This is a genomic window from Paenibacillus sp. J31R34 (assembly GCF_059383715.1).
The window spans coordinates 399,901-424,808 of sequence record NZ_JBXENU010000003.1; the positions used below are offsets into that span (position 1 = coordinate 399,901).

The following is a 24,908-nucleotide window of genomic DNA, read 5'->3' on the forward strand; positions in this document are numbered from 1 at the left end:
GATACGGCTATGGGAGAAATGAACAGCAAACCGGATTTGCGTTCAGCAATCGCTGAGCGCATCTTGACGGGGGACGGCGCAATGGGAACCTATCTTTATCAGATGGGGTTCCCTGTCGGCGTTTCCTATGAGGAATTTAATATTTTGCGCCCTGATGTAATCGAAAATGTTCACCGCCGCTACTATGAAGCGGGAGCACAGGTTATTGAAACGAACACGTTTTCGGCAAACCTGGAAAAACTGTCGATTTACGGCCTGGAAGCGGAAATGGAAGCGATTAACCGTGCCGGTGTCCGCATTGCCCGCGCTGCATCCGGCCCGGATGCTTACGTAGTGGGGGCGGTGGGCTCGATTCGCGCCGGAAAGCTTAAAAATACAAGAACCGTCCGCGTTAGCGATGCATATGAGCGCCAAATGGCGGCGCTGCTGACAGAAGGCGTTGACGGCTTTATGCTTGAAACGTTTTACGATCTTGACGAAATGCTGCTGGCACTGCGGATTGCCCGCAAGCTTACGGATATTCCGGTCATTTGCCAATTTGCAGTTGAAGACGTTGGCCGTACGCAGGATGGCGTCAGCCTGAGACAGGCGTTTAACCAGCTTACCGAGGAAGGCGCAGATGTCGTTGGCTTTAACTGCCGAAGCGGTCCGAATGGGATTATGAGGGCGATGAAAGCGATTGAAGGGGAAGCAACATGGCCGCTGTCGATTTTTCCGAACGCTGGTATTCCTGACTATGTGGATGGCAAATATACGTATGCGGCAACGCCGGAATATTTTGCAGCGTCTGCCCGCGAATTTGCCGATTACGGAGCACGTATTGTCGGTGGCTGCTGCGGTACGACACCTGAGCATGTCGCTGCTATGGCAGCAGCGCTGAACCATTATTCACCGCAAAGCGGCTCACAGGCAGCTGGAGAAACGGCTGTAGCAGAAGCAGAGACCCTTGTTATTAATCAACAGCCACCAGTGAAACTGGAAATTCCGGATGTTATTGTGCCAACTGAGCCGAACATCGTGGATACGGTACGTGAGCGTCATACCGTTATTGTAGAGCTGGACCCGCCTCGTGATTTGGACATTAGCAAGTTTATGGCGGGAGCAGCAGCACTGAAGGCATGTGGAACGGACGCGGTTACGATGGCGGATAATTCGCTTGCAGTTACGCGCATGAGCAATTTGGCGCTCGCTGCGCTTGTGCAAGAGAAGGTCGGCCTGCGTCCGCTTGTGCACATTGCTTGCCGAGACCGCAACTTGATCGGTACGCAATCCCACTTGATGGGTCTTGATGCGCTGGGCATTGACCATGTGCTTGCTGTAACAGGCGATCCGGCACGCTTTGGTGATTTGCCGGATTCCAGCTCCGTGTATGACTTCACCTCCTTTGAGATGATCCGCATGACGAAGCAGCTTAATGAGGGGATTGCCTTTTCGGGCAAGCCGCTGAAGCAAAAAGCGAATTTTATCGTCGGTGCTGCCTTCAATCCGAATGTGAAGCATTTGGACAAAGCGGTGCAGCGTCTGGAGCGGAAAATCAAATCCGGGGCCGATTACATTATGACTCAGCCGGTCTACGACACGGCTTTGATTAAGCAAGTGGCAGAGGCGACAAAGCATCTTCCGATTCCTGTGTTTATCGGTATTATGCCGCTTGCGAGCGGGCGCAATGCCGAGTACTTGCACAATGAGGTGCCGGGCATCCAACTGTCAGATGAAGTTCGCCAGCGGATGGCTGGACTTGAAGGGGAAGCGGGGCGTGCTGAAGGCGTCCGTATTGCCAAGGAGCTTCTGGACGAGGCAGTGCTCCATTTCAAAGGCATTTACCTGATTACGCCGTTTATGTTTTATGATATGGCGGTACAGCTTACGAAATATGTTTGGGAGAAAACAGGCGTTCATCGTTAATAGTATTGAAATGAATAAGGGGAAAGTGCTATTTTCATAAATATAAGCATTTATAAGTTTCACCCTTATACTCCGCTTATATTTCTCGGACTGAAACGCGCCGCGCCGCCAGAGGAAGGCGACAGCCGTTTCACCTTGGTAGAATTTGCGCTTTGCCCTTGTTCGTTGCGCCAAAATCATTTAAGATGTATACTAATGAATACTGCCTCCCTGACTGTTTGGAATAACAAGTCGAGGACAGGCTGTCGTACAGTTCGGATGTTGTTTATACGTCCGCCTAGCGGAAAACGTATGCCCCGGACTTTTTTCGTCAACAATAATGCAATAGTTCTGCCGTTATTTGGCAGGTGGAGTGCATTCATCGTCCAAATACTTATACTTAATATCTTGTTTATTCGGGCAGTTGCACGAGGGAGACCGGAGGGGGAGCTTACTTGGCTATTAAACTAATTAATATTGGCTTTGGCAACATTGTGTCAGCCAACCGCATTATTTCAATCGTGAGCCCCGAATCGGCGCCGATTAAGCGGATTATCCAGGAAGCGCGCGACCGTCATATGCTTATTGACGCCACATATGGAAGACGTACGCGAGCGGTAATTATTACGGACAGCGACCACGTTATTCTATCAGCAGTACAGCCGGAGACGGTAGCACACCGTCTTTCCACTAAGGATGACGATAACGACGAATAATACGGGGAGTCTTATGAATAAGGGATTGTTAATTGTATTGTCCGGTCCATCCGGCGTAGGTAAAGGGACGGTATGCTCCGTTCTGCGAAAAAAGATGCCTAATCTCGTATACTCTGTTTCGGCGACGACTCGTTCACCGCGGCAAGGGGAAATTGATGGCGTAAACTATTTTTTTAAGACCCGAGAGCAGTTTCAGGAAATGATGGCTTGCGATGCCTTGCTGGAGCATGCGGAGTATGTCGGCAATTGCTACGGTACGCCGCGCGATTTCGTTGAACGGACGCTGGCAGGCGGTCAGGACGTCATTTTGGAAATCGAAGTTCAAGGCGCTTTGAAGGTTAAGGAAAAGTTTCCGGAAGGCGTGTTTATTTTCCTCGTGCCGCCATCTTTGGATGAGCTGAAGCAGCGCATTACAGGGCGTGGCACGGAGTCGCAGGACACGATCAATCACCGGATGACGGTGGCGGAAGAAGAGATGAATCTGCTTAGCCATTATGATTATGCGGTCGTGAATGATGAGATTGAAGCCGCTTGTCATCGGATTGAGAGCATCCTTACTGCCGAGCATTGCAAGGCAAGCAAATATTTAGCGGAGCTGGGCGAGCTGCCAGCTGCAATCGAGAAAGCCTAAGCGAGGAGATGGAACATGTTATACCCTTCTATTGATGAAATGGTTAAGAAAGTCGACAGCAAATACTCGCTAGTCGTTGCAGCATCCAGACGCGCGCGCATGCTGCGTAATGGGGAAAAATCCGAGCTTAAATCGCCAAGATCGGCGAAATTTGTCGGTGTAGCTCTTGAAGAGATTTACGGCGATATCGTTGTCGTAGAATCGAAAGAACCGATCGACGAGTAGGCTGCTGGCCCTTTAGTCAGCTTATGTGCAATTCGGGAGAGCAACCGTCATCTATGGCGGTTGTTTTTTTTGTTTCGGAAACTAGGGTGTCCATACAAACCAAAATGGGGCCGCAGCTCCTTACTCAGCGCTTATTTGAAACCAATCTGAGATCTGATGGAGGCTTAAGGAAGCTCAGCATGCGAGTGTAGCAGGGCTGCACAGCTCCGTATACGCTACCTCCGTTTTGAAGGACTAAGGTTCCGCTAATCTGGCATTTTAGACGATTTGAGGCCGTAAGCGGACAGGAAAGCCGTTATGGCCCTCGTCAGCCTATCTAAATACCGTTTGGCAGCGAAATAGCGTCTCCTGAGTCCACGGCCTCTGCCATAACCATCATTTGGTTGAAATAGCTGCTGCTGTGTCCGCCAAAAAGCCCAGGCACAAGGCTGCCTTTCAGGGGCACAGCTCCTATTCTTGTTTGAAGCTAAATTCAATCAGGATCAGTAACTGGCTTTTTTACATTTTCATACGCGCCCTAAAGTGAGTAAAAGACCATCCTGGACCATCCTTCGTGTAGGATGGTCTTTCGTATTATCAGGTTAGCCAGAATCTTCTGGTTGGCCTTTTTCTATGTGTGAGGTTATTCGCGATCTGCAAGGTCTTGCTGAAAACAGCGCAGGCTGCACGAGTCGGGAGTAAATGTGAAGGCCCAACCATCCCAGCTGTGAGGGGCCGAGTGAGAGGCCTAGTGAGGGGCTTAGCATGTAAAAATCATGTTGTTATTGCCTTGTGTGATTACTCGTATAAAAATCTTTGTTTTTGTTTGAAATATGTATATTCAAAGACAAACAAATATGATAGTATAAAAACAAGCAAAAACAAATATGATTTCGGAGGTTTGCAAAATGGTACAATCTTTATGGAATGCCTCTCTTGCAGCAGAAGTTGAAGCAGGTTTGGGTGAACTCGTATACCGTTCTAATATTATTGGCACTGATCGCCGTGTATGTAACTGGGGGGGCGGCAACACTTCCTCGAAAACAATCGTAAAGGACTTCCGCGGCCGTGATGTAGAAGTAATGTTCGTTAAAGGCAGCGGTTCTGACCTTGCGTCAATGAAAGCAGGCAATTTTACAGGTTTGCGCATGGAGGATATTCGTCCATTGTTCGAACGCTCTGAAATGTCGGATGAAGATATGGTAGCGTATCTGGTTAACTGTATGATCGATTCCAAGCACCCGCGCGCTTCTATTGAAACGCTGCTGCATGCGTTCCTGCCGTTCAAGCATGTGGATCACACGCATCCGGATGCGATTATTAGCCTATGCTGCGCAGATAACGGCAAAGCGGTAGCGAAAGAAATTTTCGGCGACCGTTTCGTCTGGGTTCCGTATGTACGTCCGGGCTTTACCCTGTCCAAAATGATTGCGGAGGGTGTGCTCGCTAATCCAAAGGCTGAGCTTGTGCTTATGGAGAAGCACGGTCTGGTTACTTGGGGCGAGACGTCAGAGGAGTGTTATGCAAAAACGATTCAAATCATCAGCGAGGCGGAAGCCTACATTGAGGCACGCGTGGATGAAGCGAAGCTGTTTGGCGGCGTGAAGCATGAGTCGCTGGCGGCTGACGTCCGCAGAAGCATCGCGGCACAAGTGATGCCAACGATTCGCGGAGCAGTGAGCGACGAGAAAAAAATGATTTTGACATTCGATGACGAAGCCGATGTGCTGCAATTTGTAGGCGGACACAATTCCGGTGTCGTTTCTCAGGTAGGCGCTGCTTGCCCGGATCACCTCGTTCATACGAAGGTCGTTCCGCTGTTTGTGGATTGGACACCGAACGCGGACGATGTAGAAGGACTTAAAGCGAAGCTGAAAGAAAGCGTTGCTGCCTATAAAGAGCAATACAAAGCGTATTTTGAACGCAATAAGCATGAAGGCGATGTTATGTTTGAAGCGGCTCCACGCGTTATTTTGATCCCGGGCGTAGGTATGATTAACACTGGGAAAAGCTGGGTCAACTCGAAGGTTAGCGGCGCGCTTTACCACCGTGCAATTGCGGTTATTAGAGGAGCTACAGCTCTGGGCGAGTTCGTATCGCTTAGCGAAAATGAATCCTACAATGTTGAGTACTGGCCGCTTGAGCTTTACAAATTGTCGCTTGCTCCGGCTGAAACTGAATTCTCCCGTAAAGTGGCGTTTATTACAGGCGGTGCTGGCGGGATCGGCAGCGAAACAGCTCGTCGCCTCGTTTCTGAAGGCGCGCATGTGGTGCTTGCGGACTTGAATCTGGAAGGCGCTGAGAAAGTAGCGGCCGAAATCAATGACAAGTATGGCGAAAACAGGGCGATTGCCGTTAAAATGGATGTAACGAGCGAAGAGCAGGTTACTGCTGCTTATGCGGCTACTGCGCTTGCTTTCGGCGGCGTTGATATTATCGTCAACAATGCGGGCCTTGCTACATCGAGCCCATTTGACGAAACTTCGCTCAAGGAATGGAACCTGAACATGAACGTGCTTGGCACAGGCTATTTCCTTGTCGCTCGTGAAGCATTCAAACAAATGAAAGCACAGGGTATCGGCGGCAACATGGTATTTATCGGCTCGAAAAACTCGGTATATGCAGGTAAAAATGCATCGGCTTACAGCTCCGCTAAAGCGCTTGAAGCACATTTGGCTCGCTGTATTGCAGCTGAGGGCGGCGAATTCGGCATTCGCGTCAACACGGTACTGCCGGATGCTATTTTGCAAGGCTCGGCGATTTGGAACGGCAGCTGGCGCAATGAGCGCGCAGCGGCTTATGGTATTGAGCCGGATCAGCTGGAAGAGTATTACCGCAAGCGTACGACGCTGCTGGTTAATATTTATCCGCGTGATATTGCCGAAGGCATTGCTTTCTTTGCTTCATCGAAATCGGAGAAGACGACTGGCTGCATGCTGACGATTGACGGCGGCGTTCCGGCAGCGTTTACCCGCTAAATTTATTAGGAGAGATGCGGATATGTATAAAGCTCAGGGAGAAAAGCATTGGTTTATACCGGACGGTTACATTCCAGAGACGAGCTCCGGCTCGCTGCCTAGCCATGAGTCCATCTGTGTACTGAATACTTCGTCAGAAGAAGCATTGCTGCGCATTACGATCTTCTTCGAGGATCGTGACCCAATGAACGATATTCTTGTCGTGATTCCTGCCAGACGTACCAAGCATGTCCGCACCAGCTCTTTAGGCAAAAACGGAGTGCCGATTCCAATCGGCGTTCCGTATGCCATTGAGCTGCAAAGCGACATTCCGGTCATTGTACAGTACAGCAGACTCGATTCCACGCAAGCGGAAAATGCATTAATGTCAACGATGGGCTATCCCATTAAATAATATAATATTTTATAGTGGAAGGGTGTTTGAACATGTCCGATCGCGCGTATCAGCTATTGGAAGAACAGCAGAAGGCTAGAGGGATTAATCTGGATGCCGTCAAAGAGCAATTGAAAACGCTTAAAATCGAAACGCCTTCATGGGGCTATGGCGATTCAGGTACGCGCTTCAAGGTTTATCAGAAGGAAGGCGTTCCACGTACACCATTCGAGAAAATCGAAGATGCAGCGCAGGTTCACCGTTACACCGGCCTTGCGCCATCGGTTGCCATTCATATCCCATGGGACAAAGTAGATGATTACAGCAAGCTGAGAAGCCATGCGGAAAGCCTCGGCCTCAAGATCGGCGCAGTTAATCCGAATTTGTTCCAGGAAGACGAGTATATGCTCGGCAGCGTAACGAATGCAAATGAAAAAATTCGCCGCAAAGCGACAGACCATTTGCTGGAATGTGTGCAAATCGCTAAAGAAACAGGCTCGCGCGATATTAGCCTCTGGTTTGCAGACGGCACAAACTATCCGGGCCAAGGCGATATTCGGAAGCGTAAAGCATGGATGCAGGAATCGCTTTCTGAAATGTACCGTGCACTTGATCCTCATATGCGGATGCTGATTGAATATAAATGCTTTGAGCCTGCTTTCTATCATACCGATCTCGCAGATTGGGGCATGTCGTATAACTTGGCGATGAAGCTTGGACCTCAGGCCGAGGTGCTTGTGGATACTGGGCATCATCTGCAAGGCGCGAACATTGAGCATATCGTTGCTTACCTGATTGACGAGAAGCGCCTGGGCGGCTTCCACTTTAACAGCCGCAAATATGCGGATGATGATCTCATCGTAGGAACGACGAATCCTTATGAGCTGTTCCTGATTTTCTATCAAATTTTGCTGGCTAGCCAAGATAATGATGAGGCAATTCGCAACAACGTTAGCAATATCGCCTATATGATTGACCAATCGCACAGCATTGAGCAGAAAATTCCAGCGATGCTACGATCGGTACTGAATGTACAGACGCAATTCGCGAAAGCACTGCTGATCAATCATGATGAAGTAACTGATGCGCAAAATAGAGATGATGTGCTTGGCGCTGAAGATGCGGTTCGCAAAGCGTTCGAATTCGACGTTACGCCGCTGCTGCACGCGGTTCGCGAGGAGCAAGGCTTGCCGCTAGATCCAATGCGCGCGTATTTGGACAGCAGCTATGGCAAGGATATTTTAGCGAGAGGCAAGGGCGGTGCCAGCTGGTGACCATTCTTGCTTACGATTTAGGGGCGAGCAGCGGAAGAGCGCTGCTTGGCCGCCTCGTCAACAACAAAATCGAAGTGGAAGAAATACATCGGTTCTCGAATGATCCGGTACAAGTGGGAGAGCGTCTGCATTGGGACGTTCTTCGCTTGTATTTTGAGATCAAACAAGGGTTGGTCAAAGCGGGGCAGTTGAAGGCAGAGCCGCAAAGCATCGGCATCGATACATGGGCTGTAGACTTTGGCCTTATTGGAAGCAGCGGCGAGCTGCTGGGAAATCCTTATCATTATCGCGACGGCCACACGGATGGTATGATGGAGAAGGTTTTTAAGGCGATTCCGCAGACGGATATTTTCGAGCGGACGGGCATTCAGTTTTTAAGCTTTAATACGATATACCAGCTCGCTGCTTTGCAGCAAAATGGATCACCGATGCTGCGTGAAGCCCAGCATTTTCTTATGATTCCAGATTTGCTGCGGTATTATTTGACGGGCGATATGCTTAATGAGTTTTCCAATGCGACAACGACTCAGCTGTTTAATCCGCTAACAGGAGATTGGGATGGCGAATTGATTGAACGCCTTGGGTTGAATCGCAATATGTTTGGGCAGGTTGTTCAGCCGGGAGCGGATGCCGGGCGTATTCGTTCCTCCGTGAGCGCCGAGCTTGGCGTTGGGAGTATCCCGGTGATCGCCGTTGCTGAGCATGATACAGGATCTGCGGTTGCGGCTGTGCCCGCTCTTCAGCGTCCATTCGCATATTTGAGCTGCGGCACCTGGTCGCTGATGGGGACAGAGGTAGAGCGTCCAGTCATTAATGAGACAGCCTATCGCTTAAACTTTACAAATGAAGGTGGCGTAGACGGTACGTACCGCCTGCTCAAAAACATTATGGGCCTCTGGATTGTCCAGGAGCTGAAGCGTGAATGGGATCAAGCGGGGCGCGGCCAATCCTTTGCTGAGCTTGTCAAGCTGGCGGGAGAAGCGAAGCCTTTCACTGCTTTCATCGATCCGGATGCAGTGGTGTTTTTGCCTCCAGGCGGCATGGAAGCACGTATTCGCACCTATTGCGAGCAGACAGGGCAGCAGCTTGAGCGCAGTCCAGGTGCAATTGTGCGTTGTGTATTGGAGAGCCTCGCGTTAAAATATCGTTATGTGCTGGAATTAACAGAGCAGCTTTCCGAGCAGCAGTTCAACGGTCTGCATATGGTAGGCGGCGGCATTCAAAATAAGCTGCTATGCCAGTGGACGGCTAATGCCATCGGCAAGCCGGTGTGGGCAGGGCCAGTTGAGGGAAGCGCAATCGGCAATATGATTGTGCAATGGATTGCCCGCGGCGAGCTGGCCGATATTTGGGAAGCGCGCAAGGTGATTCGGGATTCCTTCGAGGTGGAGCATTACGAGCCGACGGAGCAGCAAGCATGGCAGGACGCTTACGGCCGGTTTACACAGGTGACGGGGCTGTAGTTTTTTGAAAGAAAGGAGGGCGGCTTATGCTGGTTGCGGAGCGTTATGAAAAAATCGTACAGCTGGTGAATGACAGAGGCAGTATAAGAGTGTCCGAGCTCAGCGAGCTATGCAGCGTAACGGAGGAAACGATACGGCGCGATTTGGATCGCTTGGAGCAGGCAGGCAAGCTGCGGCGTTCGCACGGCGGCGCGGTGAACGTGAAGGATCAGCAGCCGGAGACGCCCTTTACCGAGCGGGAAATTACTCATGCGGAGGAAAAACGGCAAATTGCGCAGGAAGCGATTAGGCTCATTAAGCCAAAGGACCGGATCGTACTGGATGCCAGTACGACGGCCTGGTATATGGCTTCGCATTTGCCGGATATACCGCTCACGGTATTGACCAATTCCATTAAGGTCGCGCTGGAGCTGAGCACGAAGGAGAAGATTGAGGTTATCTCCACTGGCGGGCTGCTCGCTTCGCGTTCGCTGTCCTACGTTGGGCCGCTAGCAGAACGCTCGCTCGATGCGTATTACGTCGATAAGCTGTTTTTATCGTGCAAGGGCGTACATTTGGAGCGGGGAATTAGCGAGTCAAGCGAGCTGCAGGCGCGCATTAAGCTGAAAATGATCGGCATTGCCGAGCAGGTCGTACTGCTGGCTGATTCCAGCAAATTCGGCGTACAAGCTTTTACACAGGTGGCAGAGCTGAGTGAAGTCCATTCCATTATTACGGACAAACGAATTGGGGCGAACACCGTTGCCGAGCTGAAGGCAAGATCAATGGATTTGACGATTGTGTAAGGTGGCGTTCTAGCAGGCGGGACTTGTCAAAAGGCTGTTGGGAAGTGTTTGCAGCATGCGGATTATTCCCAGACGTTTTGCAGTCCCGCTTGCTTTGTCCAACTTGTCTGACAACCTGATATTATACATTTGTTATTCATCCGAGCAAAAGAGGTGCTAAAGGTGAAAGTATCCCTATTTATTACATGTTTGAGTGACGCGATGTATCCTAGAGTTGGTGAAGCGATGGTCCGGCTGCTGGCGAAATACGGCGTACGGCTTGATTTTCCAACGGTGCAAACCTGCTGCGGCCAGCCGGCCTTTAACAGCGGCTATTGGAAGGAAGCGCGGGAATCAGCGAAGACGATTTTGGACGCTTTTGAAGACAGTGATTTTGTCATTTCTCCATCCGGCTCCTGCACAGGAATGATTCATCATTATCCGAAGCTGTTTGAAAATGATCCTGTCATGCTCGCACGAGCGAATAAGCTCCAGCAGAAGTCTTATGAATTCACGCAGTTCCTCGTTCAGGTGCTTGGGGTGAAGGATGTAGGTGCGGTATACCCGCACAAGGTGACCTATCATCCTTCCTGCCACGGCAGCCGCCTGCTTGGCATTAAGGAAGAGCCAATGGAGCTGATGCGGCACGTCAAAGGTATGGAGCTTGTGCCGCTGCCGTTCGCAGAGGACTGCTGCGGGTTCGGGGGAACGTTCGCCGTCAAGATGGCGGATATATCTGGCGCAATGGTGACGGAGAAGGCGGACCATGTGCTGGAAACGGAAGCAGAGGTGCTCGTCGGTCTTGATCTTGCCTGCCTGATGAATATCGCCGGAAATTTGCGTTACCGCAACGAACCGGTGAAAGTGATGCATTTGGCTGAGCTATTGTATGAAGGGGTGAAGCAGGCATGAGTGCACCAGCAGGAACGAAAGTGCCGCCTACGGTCAAAGGCCGGGCAGATTTGGCGTTAAACGACGAGTTTTTGCGCAAGGCCGTTAAATTTACGACAGAGCGTCTTCGCAACGGCAAGCAAGCGGCTACAGCCGAGCACGGCAACTGGGAAGATTGGCGCGAACGCGGACGGCAAATTCGTCTGCATACGATCGCCCATCTAGACTATTATTTAAATTTGTTCACTGACAATGCAAGGGCGAATGGCGTTCATGTGCATTTTGCTTCGACGGCGGCCGAGGCGGTTAAGGTTTCACTTGCGATCGCCAAGCAGGTAAAGGCGAAATCGGTCGTAAAATCCAAGTCGATGGTTACGGAAGAGCTGCATCTCAATCATGCGCTGGAAGGGCTCGGAATTGAGGCGATCGAAACCGACTTGGGCGAGTATATTATTCAGCTTGCGGGCGAGACGCCTTCGCATATTATTATCCCAGCCATTCATAAGAACCGCTTTCAAATTGCGGAGCTGCTGTCCAAGGAAGCGGGCGAGACGCTTGAAGCGGATACGACGATATTGGCGGGCTTCGTCCGCAAAAAGCTGCGGGAGAAGTTTCTTGAAGCGGATATCGGCATGACGGGCTGTAATTTTGCGATTGCTGAAACCGGGTCGATGGTATTGTTTGAAAATGAAGGCAATGCGCGTATGGTGACGACGGTGCCGAAAACGCAGATTACACTTATGGGCATGGAACGGATTATTCCTTCCTGGTCGGATCTTGAAGTAATGGCAACGCTGCTGCCGCGTTCAGCGACTGGGCAGAAGCTGACGATGTATATGTCCGGCATTACCGGACCTCGCCGCGATGTGGACGCCGATGGGCCTGATGAGATGCATATTATTATTGTAGATAATGGGCGTTCGAACCAGCTTGGCGACCCCGAGTTTCAGGAACTGCTCAATTGCATTCGCTGCGGCGCCTGCCTTAATGCTTGTCCGGTATACCGCCACATTGGCGGTCATGCCTATGGCGGAACGTACAGCGGACCGATTGGCGCAGTGCTCACGCCTGCGCTCCAAAAAAATGTCGGCGATTGGGATGATATTGCCAACGCCTCCAGCCTGTGCGGCGCTTGCTATGAAGCATGCCCGGTCAAAATCCCGCTGCATGAAATGCTCATTTATTTGCGCAGGCGCAAGCAAGAGGGCGGACATCGCGATTTGGCGGAAGCGGGGGGCATGAAAGGATTTTCAGCTATTATGGGCAATTCGGGCCGCTTTAAGGGCGTAGTCAAGCTGGGCAAGCTGGGACAGAAGCTCGTTTCACGCAACGGCGAAATCCGGCTTAAGCTGGGGCCGCTGAAGGGCTGGAACAGCTACCGTGTTACGCCAAGCCTGCCGAAGCAGTCATTCCGAGATAAGTGGGGAACGCTCGAAGAGGAGCTTCGCCATGGTCTGAATGAGCTAAGCCCAGATGCGCGCAGCCGGATGGAGCAGCTCGTTCGCAGCAGAGAGCAAGATGGAGGAGGGCATGGACATGGCTGAACAGACGCATGAGCAATGGCTGGAGGAGCTCGCGGCGGATTCCCGCCGCAAGCAGGAAGCTTTTATGAATGATATCGCAAATAAGCTGGGACGTCCGCGCGTACTAGAGAAGCCGGTGCATCCGTTCCGCGGTGCCCCGGACTTCTGGCAGGAGTATGAATGGACACTGGAAGAGCGTATTGAACGTTTTACCACGAATTTTCATAGTAATGGCGGACATGTCAGCCATTTGTCCACGATGGACGAAGCGAAGCAGTTCATTAGCGATAAGGCAGCGGAGCTTGGCGCGCGTTACATCATTAGGCAAAACCAGCCGGAGCTTGCCGGGATGAAGCTGGAAGAAGCACTTCCTAACGTGAGCTTAAGCGTATGGAACAGCGATGAAAATGAAAATTGGAAAGCGCGCGCGGCCGAAGCGGATTTTGGGGTTGTTGTGGCTGATTACGCGGCTGCCTATACATCATCCATTGCCGTTTTGTCTGGAAAGGACAAGGGGCGCTCAGTAAGCCTGCTCCCAACTGTTCTCATCGTCATTATTCCGCTTGAGCGGCTGAAGACGAAGCTGGGTGAGATTTTAATTCCGATGGATGAAGCGGGCCGAGAGAGCTTGCCGGCGGGCGTTCATTTTATTTCAGGGCCAAGCCGATCGTCCGATATTGAAAACGACCTGACGATTGGTGTTCACGGTCCCGGCGTCGTTTATGCGCTGCTGGTAGGATAGGATTTTGGGCTATTTTTCAAGTGAGCTTAGGAAAAGGAGGCGGGCGGCTTGCAAGTAACGAAGCTGACAAAGCGGAACCATTACGAGGAAATTACGGCGCAAATTAAACGTATGATCGTAGATGGAGAGCTTAAGGTCGGAGACAAGCTGCCTTCCACTAAGGAGATGTCCGGCCGCTTTGGGGTGGGGCGGTCTACGACTAGAGAGGCGCTTAGTGCGCTTAAAGCGATGGGGCTGATTGACATTCGCCAAGGTGGCGGCTGCACGGTCATAAGCACGCTGCCCTCGGAGTTTGAGCTGCCCGAGCTGCAATCGCTGCGTATGAATCGCCAAACCTTATTGGCGCTGCTGGAGGCACGCCAGTCCTTCGAGGTATCGAATGCCGCTATCGCTGCGTCTAAACGGACGGAGGAGGATCTGGCTGTATTGAGGGAGCTTGTCGTCCAAATGAAGGCAGCCGCAGGCAATGATCTGGAAGGGGAGCGCACCGACCTGCTATTCCATTTGACGCTTGTAAAGGCGACGCATAATACGATTTTGGTGCAGCTGTTTGAGACGGTCATGAATCAGGTGGAAACCGCCATTCGTGAAATTCGCAGGGTGGAGCTGTATGCGAACCGCTCGGTTGCGGAGCAGCTTTATGAGGAGCATTTGGCCATTTATAAAGCGGTTGAAGTACAGGACGCCGAAGCGGCGTCGCTGTCGATGCGGCAGCATCTGCATCACGTCGAAAGCATTTTGATGAAATATGTGTGACCAGCAGCGGCAGTTCTGACGAGTATAATCGTCAAGGATTGCCGCTTTGCCATTAAAGCTGCTTTTCCATATGCACACAAGCCACATGCTCTCCAGATGGCCTGAATCTTAATGAGATATCAAAAGGCTTATAGCCTAGCTTTTTGTAAAAAAGCATTCCTCTTGTATTCGTGTTATGGCATAAAAGGTTCAGCTTCTTTACTTTTAATTTTTCTTTGGCGATCATTTCCATCGTTTCGATCAAAAATCCCGCCGCTCCCTTGCCCCGATAATCAGGGGAGACAATGACATTGCCCAGCCAGCAGTCGTTGTTGTCATCCTTGTAAAAATTGGCGTAGCAGGCAACGTTCTCCCCGTCTGTAATGACGGTCGGCTCCAGCCGGTTAGGAAGATTTTTTACTATTTGCTCAGGCGTTAAAGGGTAGGAGGCCGACGGAAACATATAAAATAATTCATCTTCGGTTTGTGGAAAAGAAGAGATGGTCGAAAGATCGCTCGTTTGCAAGGAGCGGTAGGTGTACATAAAGTAAATCCCCCCCATTTCAAAAAAATATTTTTTGCATATGTCTTAATTATTATGTATTCCTTTTTAAAAGGCTAGATGAAATGATAATGTTGTTTTTTGATAGATAAGAACCTTTGTTTCAAAATGAAGAGAATACAATTGTTGGTTAACTGTCCATATGGGCAAGATAGAGGGGGCCGACCAATATCAGCCAATTTTATAAATAGAAATTCGTTTGAAATGAAAATCTAACGATGAATTATAGTTGGGATTAGCCTCTTATTTTAGGGTGTGTATGCAAACCGGCGTCGGCTTTCTGTTCTTTGTTTAGCGTTTATTCGAGGTCAATTTTCTTTGCCGATTTAAAGGCTTATAGAACCCCATTATGCGAATGTTGCAGAGTCCACTGTGGGTGTAAAAGCACTGTTGCAGAGACTGCTGCGGCTGAGGCCATCATCTCGGAAGCTCACTGCTTTTTTTGAAGGACTGAGGTTCCGCTATTTAGGCTTTTACTCCGATTTGAGGCCACCCGCGGACAGGAACGCCGTTATTCCCCTCATTATCCCGTCATAATGGCTTTTGAAAGCACATTAGCGGCTTCTGAGTCCGCAGCCGATGCCATAACCCTTGATTTGGCTTAAATAGCGGCTGCTGTGTCCGCCAAGTCTAATTTTATTCAAGGGGCCAGCCGCTGAAACCAAGAGCATGGCGGTGGCTATAATCAGGAATTGAATCGCTTACGTTTGCATACACGCCCTAGTAAGCGGTTTTCTTGTGTTTAACCATTAATGAATGAATGAAGGTATAGCCTTCTTGCCTAATGGCATGACCGATTTTCGCAAATCGCGGAATGAAATTTAAAAGTTGGGAATAGTAAGGCTTGTGGCAAAACAAAATCAAAAAATAAAGAAGGACGGTGTCTACTGCATGAAATGGGACTGGAGCATTTCCTCACGCAGGAAATTGGGAAAAACGATTGGGGCATTACTTCTGGCTGTTGCCTTGATGATGAGCATGCCGAGCACGAGCATGGCTTTTGGAAAAGGTGATCATGGGCCGGATGTGTACGTTGTTCAAGGGATGCTGAAATCAATGGGAAGCTATGCCGGCCCAATTAACGGGAAATTCGACAGTTTAACAGTAAAGGGAGTTAAGTATTTTCAAAAAATGCACGGGCTTCCGGTTACTGGTGCAGTCGACAGCCGGACATTCCAGTCCATTACTTATGCTTACAGCCAAGTAAAGTATCCTTCGGGAGCGAAGGCAAAGAGCGGAGCGAAAGGCAACTTCCGCATCAAAGGTGAAGGCGGAGCCGGTCAAGGCGGAGGCAAAGGCATCGGTGGCGGAGCCGGTCAAGGCGGAGGTAAAGGCATCGGTGGCGGAGCTGGTCAAGGCGGAGGCAAAGGCATCGGCGGCGGAGCCGGTCAAGGCGGAGGCAAAGGTATCGGCGGCGGAGCCGGTCAAGGCGGAGGCCAAGGTATCGGCGGCGGAGCCGGTCAAGGCGGAGCCGGTCAAGGCGGAGGCCAAGGAAATGGTGGCGGAGCTGGTCAAGGCGGAGGTAAAGGAATTGGCGGCGGAGCCGGTCAAGGCGGAGGTAAAGGAATTGGCGGCGGAGCTGGCCAAGGCGGAGGCAAAGGCATCGGCGGCGGAGCCGGTCAAGGCGGAGGCCAAGAAAATGGTGGCGGAGCTGGTCAAGGCGAAGGCCAAGGAAATGGTGGCGGAGCTGGTCAAGGCGGAGGCCAAGGAAATGGTGGCGGAGCTGGTCAAGGCGGAGGTAAAGGAATTGGCGGCGAAGCTGGCCAAGGCGGAGGCCAAGGAAATGGTGGCGGAGCTGGTCAAGGCGGAGGCCAAGGAAATAGTGGCGGAGCCGGTCAAGGCGAAGGGCATGGAAATGGTGGCGGACAAGCTCCTACTACCAAGCCTGCTCCAATTGTAACGCCAGCGCCAACTACAGTTCCAGCGCCGGCAACACCAGCGCCAACTGTAGCACCAAAACCAAAATCATATTACTAAATAAAGTGGAATGAGCGTATCATTCCGATAAAAAAACGAGCCATAGAAGCGATTCTAGGGGCTCGTTTTTTGTATGGTTATTTTTCAAAGCTGACTATGGAAGGCAACTACTTCGCTTGCAAAAACTTGTCGATAAATTGAATCGCTTTATCTGTGTTCTCGCTATTCACACGGACACCAACGATATAGTTTTTAGGCGTAAGCACGGAAAGATTTTTCACCAGCGGGCTGTTGCTGATATCGATGCCGTATACATGCTCGGTTGGTTCATCCTTCGTCGTTTTTTTGACCAGCTCGCTCTCGGTAACCGAGGATTTCAGCTCGCCGCTCACTGCATCATCGATGTTTTGAAGGACGCCCTGCGGACTGATCCAGTCGAAGCTGGCCGAATCAAGAATATAAATATCCGGCTTCTCCGTTGCCAGAACAACCATCGCTTTTTGCTGGGAAGCCATATCGACCGCATCTTTAGCATCAAGCGGCACATAGGTCAAATTAACTTTAAACCGTTTCCACTCGGGGAACTTGTCCAGCAGCGATTGCTCGAGGACAGCCATGTCCTGCTTATTGTCCTCTGTAAAAAATTCGCCAAAATACATCACTGACAAATCCACCGGTGGCAGGCTGGCCAGATAGCGCTGTTCCTCGCGATGATCCATATAAGCAATAACGCCGTAGATGATAAGAGCAATCGCCACAATCCCACCGAAAACATGGTATTTATAGTAGCGCCAAAAATGGTCGGTTTTCTCGGCGGCAGACGCCATATTTTTAAACTTTCCATACTCCTTCTCATTGAACGCTTGCTTGAACTTCTGGTCCTCTGCTTCAAGTATCCGTTTATAAGCGGCGGTCACTTGGCTGAATTCATCTGCCGTTGTCTCCCCATTGCCTGTGGTCTGCGTCCGGGAGCGGGATTGGCGAAGCAAGAGGCTATAGCGTTTCTCAACCTCTTCTTTTGAAGCGTTTTCGGGAAGGCCCAGCTTCGCGTAGGCTTGTTTTACATCTTCCATGGGGTCACCTCGACTATTATTTAAAAATATCAGTATAAATCCTACCCTCTAGTATACGGATTTAAGCGGACAAATGCCAATTTTCGCGCTTGCCCGCAGACGAGGGAGCGAATGCTGGCCGAAAAGGCGCTGGCATTGAACAGACTGCGGATTCAGTGATCATATGGTATGATAGGAAAAAGCTAGCTTCAAAACTAGCGTCTTGGGTGCGGCCAAACGCCGTCATACTTGAAGGAAATAAGCAGCTGCCTTACGCTTGGAATCAAATATCCAAGGAATGGGCTTGCACAAATCAGTCAATACCATAGATTAAGAGCATTGTTGTAATGGGGGATGGGCCATGCTTACAAATAAAACAATTATACTAGGAATCACGGGTGGTATCGCTGCCTATAAAGCGGCTACGCTTTGCAGCCGGCTGGTGCAGGCAGGGGCTAAGGTGCACGTCATTATGACCGAATCAGCAGCCCGCTTCATCACGCCGCTGACGCTCCAGACGCTTTCGCGCAATCCGGTGCATATCGACACCTTTGACGAGAGGGACCCGGCGGTCGTATCCCATATTCATTTGGCTGATCATGCCGATCTCATTGTTGTTGCTCCAGCCACTGCAAATGTGATTGGCAAAATGGCAAATGGGCTTGCCGATGATATGCTCAGCACGACCCTGCTGGCGGCAACGAGCCCGGTGCTTGTCGCTCCAGCTATGAATGTGCATATGTATGAGCATCCGGCGGTGGCGCAAAATTTACAGACGTTAGTAGATCGCGGCGTCATGTTCGTGGACCCGGGTGAGGGACAGCTTGCCTGTGGTTATGTGGCGAAAGGGAGGCTGGCCGAGCCGGAGGAAATCGTCCACGCGATTGAAGAATGGTTCAGCCGAAGTCGCAAGCTTGCAGGCAAGCATGTTCTTGTTACCGCAGGCGGAACGGTGGAGCGGCTTGATCCCGTGCGTTATTTGACCAATGATTCCTCGGGCAAAATGGGCTTTGCCATCGCGGAGGCTGCGCTGCTGATGGGCGCAGAGGTCACCGTTGTCGCTGGGCGGACGACTGTAGAGCCGCCCGGGGGTGCAAAGCTGGTGCGGGTTGAATCCGCTCAGCAAATGCTTGATGCGGTCACCGCGCATTTTGAAACGGCTGACATCGTTGTTAAAGCGGCGGCTGTTGCCGATTATCGCCCAGCCCAGCAGCAGGAGCAGAAGCTGAAAAAGACGGGCGAGACGCTCACGCTTGAGCTGGAGCGCACGACGGATATTTTGCAGCTGCTCGGCGAGCGCAAGACGCATCAACTGCTCGTTGGTTTCGCTGCCGAAACCCAGCAGATCGCGCATTATGCGATGGATAAGCTGGCGCGCAAAAACTGCGATCTCATCGTAGCCAATGATGTGAGCGCGGAAGGAGCAGGCTTCAACGGCGAAACGAACGTTGTGCAGCTGTTTGGGAAGGAAGGGTTGATAGAGGCGCTTCCTTTATTGTCCAAACGCGAGACGGCAAGGCGTATTTTGGAAGTCGCGGTGCAGCGGCTTTCACAGCTCCCTACCCAAAGGAGCTTTGGCGAATGATTGCCAGAGTGATAGTAGACGTGCCGAGCCGCCAGACCGATCGGCCATTCGATTATGAGGTTCCTGCGGAAATGTCCGGCTGGATTGAGGTGGGAAGCCGGGTTGGCGTGCCCTTCGGCGGCCGCGTGCTGCAAGGCTTTGTTGTGGAGCTGGCGGAAGAGGCGGAAGTTGACAGTCGCCGCCTCAAAGCGGTTGCCGAGCTGCTTGATCCGCTGCCGCCGCTGCTTCCTGACTTGATTGGACTTGCCAAATGGATGAGCGACAAATATTGCTGCTCCTGGACAACCGCGCTGCAAGCGATGATTCCCGCTGCGCTAAAAGGCAAGGCCGAGCGTTATGTGTCGCTGAACGATTCGCTGGATGAGGAGCTGGAGCAGCTGGCAAGCCGCTTGCCGCAGGAGCTGCTGGATATGCTTTCGCGGCAGCAGCAGACGAAGCTCGAATCGCTGAAGGAACGTTTCCCACAATACGCGCCAGATATTAAAGCAGCGCTGGAAGAAGGCGTGCTGCTCGAACAGACAGCGATTCGCGACCGTCTGGCGATTCGCAAGGTGCTGACGGTGTTCCCGCCGGCAGATAAGGCAGCGGCTGCCGAGGCGTTAGCGGCATGGCCGGCAAAGGCGGGCAAGCAGCGGGAACTGCTTGCCTTTATGCTGGAGCGAGGCGAGCCGATTGCGCTGCAAGCGCTGCTCGCAGAAGCAGGCGGATCGCCGGCGAGCGTACGCGCGATTGCAGGCAAAGGCCTGCTGGAGCTGCGGGAAATCGAGCAGCAGCGCGATCCTTACGCGAGCCGCGTGTTCGAGCGGACGGTTCCGCTGCCGCTCACCGAGGGGCAGCAGAGCGTATACACCCGCATAGCTGATGCGGTCACGCGCGGCGAGCCGCAAGTATTGCTGCTGCATGGCGTGACGGGCAGCGGCAAAACCGAGGTCTATTTGCAAGCGATTCAGCATTGTCTAAAGCAAGGCAAGCAGGCGATTGTGCTTGTCCCGGAAATTGCGCTTACCCCGCAAATGGTCGAGCGTTTTAAAGGGCGCTTCGGCGATGCGGTAGCGGTGCTGCACAGCCGCTTGTCCAATGGGGAGCGCTATGATGAATGGCGCAAAATTAGAAGCCGCAAAGTACAGGTAGCCATTGGCGCCCGCTCGGCGATTTTTGCCCCCTTTGAACGCATCGGACTCGTCATTATTGATGAGGAGCATGAATCCTCCTACAAGCAGGAGGAAAGCCCGAAATATCATGCCAGAGATGTATCTGTCCAGCGCGCAAGGCAGCATGGAGCGGCTGTCGTATTAGGCTCGGCGACGCCGTCGCTCGAATCGTATGCGGCGGCAAGCAGGCGACCGGCAGAAGGGCGCGAATCGTCGCTGCTGCCGATGCCAGACCGCGTGGGGGGCAGGCCGCTGCCGCCCGTAACGGTTATTGACATGCGTGCGGAGCTTGCGGCCGGCAATCGCTCGATGTTCAGCCGCACGCTGCATGAAGGGCTCGTACAGCGGCTGGAGCGCGGCGAGCAGACGGTGCTGCTGCTCAATCGGCGCGGCTATTCTACCTTCGTCATGTGCCGCTCCTGCGGCTACACGGCGCTTTGTCCGCACTGCGATATTTCGCTGACGTATCATCAGAAGTCACGGCTGCTGCGCTGCCATTATTGCGGTCATGCCGAGCAGGCGCCGCAAACCTGTCCGTCCTGCGAAAGCGAGCATATCCGTTTTTTTGGTACGGGGACCCAGCGTGTAGAAGAGGAGCTAGCGAAGCTGTTTCCCGGCATTCGGGTCATTCGAATGGATGTGGACACGACGACGGAGAAAAACGCTCATGAGAAGCTGCTGAAGCGCTTCGGCGACCGTGAGGCGGATGTGCTGCTTGGCACGCAGATGGTAGCGAAGGGGCTTGATTTTCCATACGTTACGCTAGTTGGCGTTATTGCAGCGGATACGTCGCTTAATTTGCCGGATTTTCGCTCAGCGGAACGGACGTTTCAGCTGCTTACGCAGGTGGCAGGCCGTGCTGGCCGCCACCAGCTGCCAGGGGAGGTCGTTGTCCAGACGTATTCACCCGAGCATTATGCGGTTACAACCGCGCAAAAGCATGACTACATCCGGTTTGTCGATGAGGAGCTCAAGCATCGCGGCGTTATGGGCTATCCGCCTTATTGCCGGTTGGTGCTGGTCACGATGTCGCATGAGCAGCTTGCGCTGCTGTCCTCGGTGTCAGAGCAGTTTGCGGAGCGGCTGCGCGAGCTGGCGGCTGATGAAGGCGTATTAGGGCCGCTTGGAGCGGGTTTGCCGCGTGCGCTCGAGGTGCTTGGGCCAGTCGCATCGCCTATATCGAGAATGAAAGATCGCTACCGTTTTCAATGTGTGATAAAATATCGGGGGAACATTGATGTGCCTGCGCTTCTTCGCGGTGCGCTTGCGCCATTCATTGCAGGCTCTCCTCAGAAGCTTGTGCAGTTCAGCATTGATGTAGATCCGCAAGTCATATTATAGATTTCGTTGTAAAGGAAGGGAACGGCAATGGCCATTCGTATTATTGTAAAAGATCCTGATCCCGTTTTGCGGGAGCCAGCTATGGAAGTTACTAAATTTAATTCCAACTTGAAAAAGCTGCTTAAAGATATGGCGGAAACGATGTATGACGCTGATGGCGTCGGTCTAGCGGCTCCGCAGGTCGGCATTTCCAAGCGTGTTATCGTGGTGGATATCGGGGATGAAAATGGACTGATCGAAATGGTCAATCCGGTCATCGTGGAAGAAGAAGGCGAGCAGCTTGGACCTGAGGGCTGCCTGAGTATTCCGAATTTAAACGGAGATGTGATGCGTTCAGACCGCATCGTCGTAAAAGGCCAAAATTCCGATGGCGAGACGTTTACGGTTGAAGCGCAAGGCTTCCTTTCGCGGGCGTTCCAGCATGAGGTTGATCATTTGAACGGCATTTTGTTCACGGATCTCGCCGAGAGCGTGTACGATATTTCCGAAAGACAGAAAAAAGGCGGCGAATAAGGCCATGCGTATTGTATTTATGGGGACGCCGGAGTTCGCCGTCCCTTCTTTGCAGTTGTTAATCAATAACGGCTATGAGGTCGTGGCAGTTGTCACACAGCCGGATCGTCCAAAGGGGCGTAAGCGGACGCTTACGCCTCCACCTGTGAAAGAAGCGGCACTGGCTTTAGGCTTGCCGGTTTTGCAGCCTGAGCGCATGCGCAGCAGCGAAGCGACCCAGGCGCTGGCGCAGTATCGCCCTGATTTAATTGTGACCGCAGCTTATGGGCAGATTTTGCCGAAAGGTGTGCTGGAGCTGCCGCGTCTGGGCTGTATCAACGTTCATGGCTCGCTGCTGCCTCGCTATCGCGGGGGAGCGCCGATTCAGCGTGCGATTATTAATGGCGAGACGGTAACTGGCGTAACGATTATGTATATGGCTGAAGGGTTGGATACTGGCGATATGATCAGCAAAGTGGAAGTCGCTATAACCGACGAGGATACATCGGGCTCGCTGTTTGAGAAGCTGAGCGCGGCTGGAGCGGAGCTGCTGGAGCAGACGCTGCCGGGCATTATTTCAGGCACTGCGACAGCAACGGAGCAGCAGCATGAGCTGGCAACTTACGCGCCGAATTTGTCGCGTGAGGATGAACGGATTGATTGGGAGAAATCTGCCCGCCAAATCTATAATCAAGTGCGCGGCCTATCGCCGATGGCCGGTGCGTTCACTTATTTGTTCGGCGAGCTGTTCAAAGTATGGGCTTGCGCCAAGCCTGCGGAGCCGTCTGGCGCGGATCGTGCTGCCGTAGCTCTGCCGGGAACGGTGCGCGAAGCAAATGGAGCGGGCATCGCCGTACAGACGGGTGCTGGCGTAATCGTGCTTACGCAAATTCAGCCAGCAGGCAAAAAAGCGATGTCAGCGGCTGACTGGCTGAAAGGCTCACGGCTGGCTGAAGGCACTGTCTTCGGCGAAGCAAACGAGATAAGCGGTGAAGACCAATGAGTGAGCAAAAGCAAGTTAAGCCTGCGCAGCCAGCAGTAAAGTCTGGACGGCCGCAGCAGAAAAATTCAGCGGCGCCTTCATCGAAGGCTGCTACGCAAGGACGTCGCCCGCAGGCTGGGGGCAAATCAGGCAGCAAATCCCGCTCTGCTGGATCTGCTGGAGGACAAGCATCCAGCGGAAGCAATCGAGCGGCGGGTCAAGCGGGAGCGCGCAAAAGCGGCTCGACACGTGCTCCTCGTACGCCAAGGGAACTGGCGCTGGATATTTTGGTAAGCGTTGCTGGGGCTGGTGCCTACAGCAATCTCAAGCTCAACCAGTCGCTGCAGGATGCTAATCTTTCTCGTGCGGATGCGGGCCTCGCTACAGAGCTGGTATACGGGACGATTCAGCATCAGCGCACACTCGATTATTGGCTTACGCGATTCGTGGCGAAGGGCTTCAATAAGCTGCAGCCGTGGGTTCATCAACTGCTGCGTATGAGTGCTTACCAGCTGCTGTATTTGGACCGGATTCCGGTTCATGCCGCAGTTAACGAAGCGGTTTCCATTGCCAAGAAGCGGGGGCATCAAGGTATTTCCGGCATGGTCAATGGGGTGCTGCGCAGTATGGATCGCAGTCGTGCAGAGCTTGTGCCGTCTGCAATTAAAGCGGGTTCACCGGCGGAAAAGCTCGCGATTCTTCATTCCTATCCCGACTGGCTCGTTAAGCGCTGGCTGCTCGCTTACGGCGAGCAAACGACTGAAGCTATTTGCGCGGCTGGCAATGATTCTCCGCATGGAAGCGTACGGGTTAATTCCGTCCGCGGAACAAGGGCTGAAGCACTTGAGCAGCTTGCTGAGCTTGGACTTGATGCCGAAGCGTCGCCGCTTGCTCCCGCGGGTATTACGACTCGCCGCGGCGGCAGCTTGGTGGATACGGATGGCTTCCGCGAAGGGCTGTGGACGATGCAGGATGAAAGCTCCATGCTCGTAGCCGAGGTCGTCGCACCAGCAGCCGGCATGCAGGTGCTGGATTGCTGCGCCGCTCCTGGCGGCAAAACGACGCATCTGGCTGAGCTCATGGGCAATAAAGGCAAAGTGTGGGCGAACGATTTGCACCCCCATAAACGGCAGCTTATTATTGACCAGTCTTCGCGGCTCGGTTTGACGAACGTGGAAGCTATAACAAGCGATGCGGCGCAGCTGTCCGAACGCTTTGCCAGCGGTTCGATGGATGCTGTGCTGCTGGATGCGCCTTGCTCAGGCTTTGGCGTCATTCGGCGCAAGCCCGAGATCAAGTGGACGAAGACGGCTGCTGATGTAGCCGCTATAGCAGATATTCAGCGCGAGCTGCTTGAAGCGGTGAGCGACCTCGTTAAGCCGGGCGGTGTGCTCGTCTACAGCACATGCACCATTGAACGATCTGAGAATGAGGAGCAGGTGGAGCATTTTCTACAGGCGCATCCTGAATTTGAGCTGGACCGCAACTGGCCGGAATCTGTTCTCCATGCTTTGCAGGAGGCAGGAGCGATCGATGAAGCGTTTAAAGGCTATGCGCAGCTGCTTCCGCAGCATTATGGCAGCGATGGTTTCTTCATTGCTCGCCTACTGAAGCGCGCCTAATCGTTGCTTGTGGTTCATGATGGACG

Annotated in this window: 21 protein-coding genes; 19 read left to right on the forward strand and 2 right to left on the reverse strand. The window is 52.4% G+C overall.

What is annotated here, in order from left to right; genetic code table 11:
* The first annotated feature begins 9 nt into the window (after window positions 1-9).
* The 13 genes from AC50YG_RS11185 to AC50YG_RS11245 all read left to right on the forward strand — a co-directional run bounded on the left by AC50YG_RS11185 (window position 10) and on the right by AC50YG_RS11245 (window position 14,199).
* Entirely contained in the window at window positions 10-1,905 is a 1,896-nt protein-coding gene (locus AC50YG_RS11185) for a bifunctional homocysteine S-methyltransferase/methylenetetrahydrofolate reductase (RefSeq protein WP_494826825.1), read from the forward strand.
* Between the two features lie 434 nt (window positions 1,906-2,339).
* A complete protein-coding gene (remA, locus tag AC50YG_RS11190) occupies window positions 2,340-2,600 on the forward strand; it encodes an extracellular matrix/biofilm regulator RemA (RefSeq protein WP_005548256.1) in 261 nt (86 codons plus the stop codon).
* 13 nt (window positions 2,601-2,613) lie between these two features.
* On the forward strand, window positions 2,614-3,231 hold the full coding sequence (gene gmk, locus AC50YG_RS11195; protein ID WP_494826831.1) for a guanylate kinase: 618 nt from the start codon (window positions 2,614-2,616) through the stop codon (window positions 3,229-3,231).
* A 15-nt stretch (window positions 3,232-3,246) separates the two neighbouring features.
* Window positions 3,247-3,456 (forward strand): DNA-directed RNA polymerase subunit omega, encoded by a 210-nt coding sequence (gene rpoZ / locus AC50YG_RS11200; RefSeq protein ID WP_341282351.1) that lies wholly within the window; start codon window positions 3,247-3,249, stop codon window positions 3,454-3,456.
* An 887-nt stretch (window positions 3,457-4,343) separates the two neighbouring features.
* Complete coding sequence (locus AC50YG_RS11205) at window positions 4,344-6,413, forward strand: bifunctional aldolase/short-chain dehydrogenase (protein WP_494826834.1); 2,070 nt, start codon at window positions 4,344-4,346, stop codon at window positions 6,411-6,413.
* Window positions 6,414-6,435: 22 nt separating this feature from the next.
* Window positions 6,436-6,807 carry a sensory rhodopsin transducer gene (locus AC50YG_RS11210; RefSeq protein ID WP_341282353.1) on the forward strand — a complete coding sequence of 124 codons (372 nt, stop codon included), beginning with the start codon at window positions 6,436-6,438 and terminating at the stop codon, window positions 6,805-6,807.
* Between the two features lie 32 nt (window positions 6,808-6,839).
* Window positions 6,840-8,060, forward strand: coding sequence for an L-rhamnose isomerase (gene rhaI, locus AC50YG_RS11215; RefSeq protein WP_341282354.1), 1,221 nt, complete (start codon window positions 6,840-6,842; stop codon window positions 8,058-8,060).
* Complete coding sequence (locus tag AC50YG_RS11220) at window positions 8,057-9,523, forward strand: rhamnulokinase (RefSeq protein ID WP_494826836.1); 1,467 nt, start codon at window positions 8,057-8,059, stop codon at window positions 9,521-9,523. The genes rhaI and AC50YG_RS11220 overlap by 4 nt, the downstream gene beginning before the upstream one ends.
* Before the next feature lie 26 nt (window positions 9,524-9,549).
* Complete coding sequence (locus AC50YG_RS11225; protein WP_494826838.1) at window positions 9,550-10,308, forward strand: DeoR/GlpR family DNA-binding transcription regulator; 759 nt, start codon at window positions 9,550-9,552, stop codon at window positions 10,306-10,308.
* Window positions 10,309-10,470: 162 nt separating this feature from the next.
* Window positions 10,471-11,199: a (Fe-S)-binding protein gene (locus AC50YG_RS11230; protein ID WP_430154505.1), complete on the forward strand. Its 729-nt coding sequence runs from the start codon at window positions 10,471-10,473 to the stop codon at window positions 11,197-11,199.
* On the forward strand, window positions 11,196-12,722 hold the full coding sequence (locus AC50YG_RS11235; protein WP_341282358.1) for a LutB/LldF family L-lactate oxidation iron-sulfur protein: 1,527 nt from the start codon (window positions 11,196-11,198) through the stop codon (window positions 12,720-12,722). Before AC50YG_RS11230 ends, AC50YG_RS11235 begins: the two co-directional genes overlap by 4 nt.
* A complete protein-coding gene (locus AC50YG_RS11240) occupies window positions 12,715-13,443 on the forward strand; it encodes a LutC/YkgG family protein (RefSeq protein WP_494826840.1) in 729 nt (242 codons plus the stop codon). Before AC50YG_RS11235 ends, AC50YG_RS11240 begins: the two co-directional genes overlap by 8 nt.
* 48 nt (window positions 13,444-13,491) lie before the next feature.
* Window positions 13,492-14,199, forward strand: coding sequence for a FadR/GntR family transcriptional regulator (locus tag AC50YG_RS11245; RefSeq protein ID WP_494826842.1), 708 nt, complete (start codon window positions 13,492-13,494; stop codon window positions 14,197-14,199).
* Window positions 14,200-14,251: 52 nt separating this feature from the next.
* Here the strand turns inward: AC50YG_RS11245 and AC50YG_RS11250 are convergent, their stop codons facing one another.
* Complete coding sequence (locus AC50YG_RS11250; protein ID WP_494826843.1) at window positions 14,252-14,722, reverse strand: GNAT family N-acetyltransferase; 471 nt, start codon at window positions 14,720-14,722, stop codon at window positions 14,252-14,254.
* An 864-nt stretch (window positions 14,723-15,586) separates the two neighbouring features.
* Here AC50YG_RS11250 and AC50YG_RS11255 point away from each other — a divergent pair.
* A complete protein-coding gene (locus AC50YG_RS11255; RefSeq protein WP_494826844.1) occupies window positions 15,587-16,717 on the forward strand; it encodes a peptidoglycan-binding domain-containing protein in 1,131 nt (376 codons plus the stop codon).
* Window positions 16,718-16,824: 107 nt separating this feature from the next.
* Here the strand turns inward: AC50YG_RS11255 and AC50YG_RS11260 are convergent, their stop codons facing one another.
* Complete coding sequence (locus AC50YG_RS11260) at window positions 16,825-17,730, reverse strand: J domain-containing protein (RefSeq protein WP_473759444.1); 906 nt, start codon at window positions 17,728-17,730, stop codon at window positions 16,825-16,827.
* A gap of 340 nt (window positions 17,731-18,070) precedes the next feature.
* On the opposite strand from AC50YG_RS11260, the gene coaBC reads away from it, so the two are divergent.
* Genes coaBC through rsmB form a run of 5 tightly spaced genes read left to right on the forward strand, consistent with a single transcriptional unit; the run spans window position 18,071 to window position 24,882 of the window.
* Window positions 18,071-19,294 (forward strand): bifunctional phosphopantothenoylcysteine decarboxylase/phosphopantothenate--cysteine ligase CoaBC, encoded by a 1,224-nt coding sequence (coaBC, locus tag AC50YG_RS11265; protein ID WP_494826845.1) that lies wholly within the window; start codon window positions 18,071-18,073, stop codon window positions 19,292-19,294.
* Entirely contained in the window at window positions 19,291-21,786 is a 2,496-nt protein-coding gene (gene priA / locus AC50YG_RS11270) for a primosomal protein N' (protein WP_494826846.1), read from the forward strand. Before coaBC ends, priA begins: the two co-directional genes overlap by 4 nt.
* 27 nt (window positions 21,787-21,813) lie before the next feature.
* On the forward strand, window positions 21,814-22,299 hold the full coding sequence (gene def / locus AC50YG_RS11275; RefSeq protein ID WP_046230610.1) for a peptide deformylase: 486 nt from the start codon (window positions 21,814-21,816) through the stop codon (window positions 22,297-22,299).
* A 4-nt stretch (window positions 22,300-22,303) separates the two neighbouring features.
* Complete coding sequence (gene fmt, locus AC50YG_RS11280) at window positions 22,304-23,281, forward strand: methionyl-tRNA formyltransferase (RefSeq protein ID WP_494826849.1); 978 nt, start codon at window positions 22,304-22,306, stop codon at window positions 23,279-23,281.
* The gene (gene rsmB / locus AC50YG_RS11285; protein ID WP_494826851.1) at window positions 23,278-24,882 is read left to right on the forward strand and encodes a 16S rRNA (cytosine(967)-C(5))-methyltransferase RsmB; all 1,605 of its coding nucleotides are present in this window, start codon (window positions 23,278-23,280) and stop codon (window positions 24,880-24,882) included. The genes fmt and rsmB overlap by 4 nt, the downstream gene beginning before the upstream one ends.
* The last annotated feature ends 26 nt before the right edge of the window (window positions 24,883-24,908 follow it).

What these genes read in the sequence shown, in the direction of transcription:
- AC50YG_RS11185 (WP_494826825.1), top strand. Translation starts at nt 10, where the DNA reads ATGGGAGAAATGAACAGCAAACCGGATTTGCGTTCAGCAATCGCTGAG.
- gmk (WP_494826831.1), top strand. Translation starts at nt 2,614, where the DNA reads ATGAATAAGGGATTGTTAATTGTATTGTCCGGTCCATCCGGCGTAGGT.
- rpoZ (WP_341282351.1), top strand. Translation starts at nt 3,247, where the DNA reads ATGTTATACCCTTCTATTGATGAAATGGTTAAGAAAGTCGACAGCAAA.
- AC50YG_RS11205 (WP_494826834.1), top strand. Translation starts at nt 4,344, where the DNA reads ATGGTACAATCTTTATGGAATGCCTCTCTTGCAGCAGAAGTTGAAGCA.
- AC50YG_RS11210 (WP_341282353.1), top strand. Translation starts at nt 6,436, where the DNA reads ATGTATAAAGCTCAGGGAGAAAAGCATTGGTTTATACCGGACGGTTAC.
- rhaI (WP_341282354.1), top strand. Translation starts at nt 6,840, where the DNA reads ATGTCCGATCGCGCGTATCAGCTATTGGAAGAACAGCAGAAGGCTAGA.
- AC50YG_RS11225 (WP_494826838.1), top strand. Translation starts at nt 9,550, where the DNA reads ATGCTGGTTGCGGAGCGTTATGAAAAAATCGTACAGCTGGTGAATGAC.
- AC50YG_RS11235 (WP_341282358.1), top strand. Translation starts at nt 11,196, where the DNA reads ATGAGTGCACCAGCAGGAACGAAAGTGCCGCCTACGGTCAAAGGCCGG.
- AC50YG_RS11240 (WP_494826840.1), top strand. Translation starts at nt 12,715, where the DNA reads ATGGCTGAACAGACGCATGAGCAATGGCTGGAGGAGCTCGCGGCGGAT.
- AC50YG_RS11250 (WP_494826843.1), bottom strand. Translation starts at nt 14,722, where the DNA reads ATGTACACCTACCGCTCCTTGCAAACGAGCGATCTTTCGACCATCTCT.
- AC50YG_RS11260 (WP_473759444.1), bottom strand. Translation starts at nt 17,730, where the DNA reads ATGGAAGATGTAAAACAAGCCTACGCGAAGCTGGGCCTTCCCGAAAAC.
- coaBC (WP_494826845.1), top strand. Translation starts at nt 18,071, where the DNA reads ATGCTTACAAATAAAACAATTATACTAGGAATCACGGGTGGTATCGCT.
- priA (WP_494826846.1), top strand. Translation starts at nt 19,291, where the DNA reads ATGATTGCCAGAGTGATAGTAGACGTGCCGAGCCGCCAGACCGATCGG.
- def (WP_046230610.1), top strand. Translation starts at nt 21,814, where the DNA reads ATGGCCATTCGTATTATTGTAAAAGATCCTGATCCCGTTTTGCGGGAG.
- fmt (WP_494826849.1), top strand. Translation starts at nt 22,304, where the DNA reads ATGCGTATTGTATTTATGGGGACGCCGGAGTTCGCCGTCCCTTCTTTG.
- rsmB (WP_494826851.1), top strand. Translation starts at nt 23,278, where the DNA reads ATGAGTGAGCAAAAGCAAGTTAAGCCTGCGCAGCCAGCAGTAAAGTCT.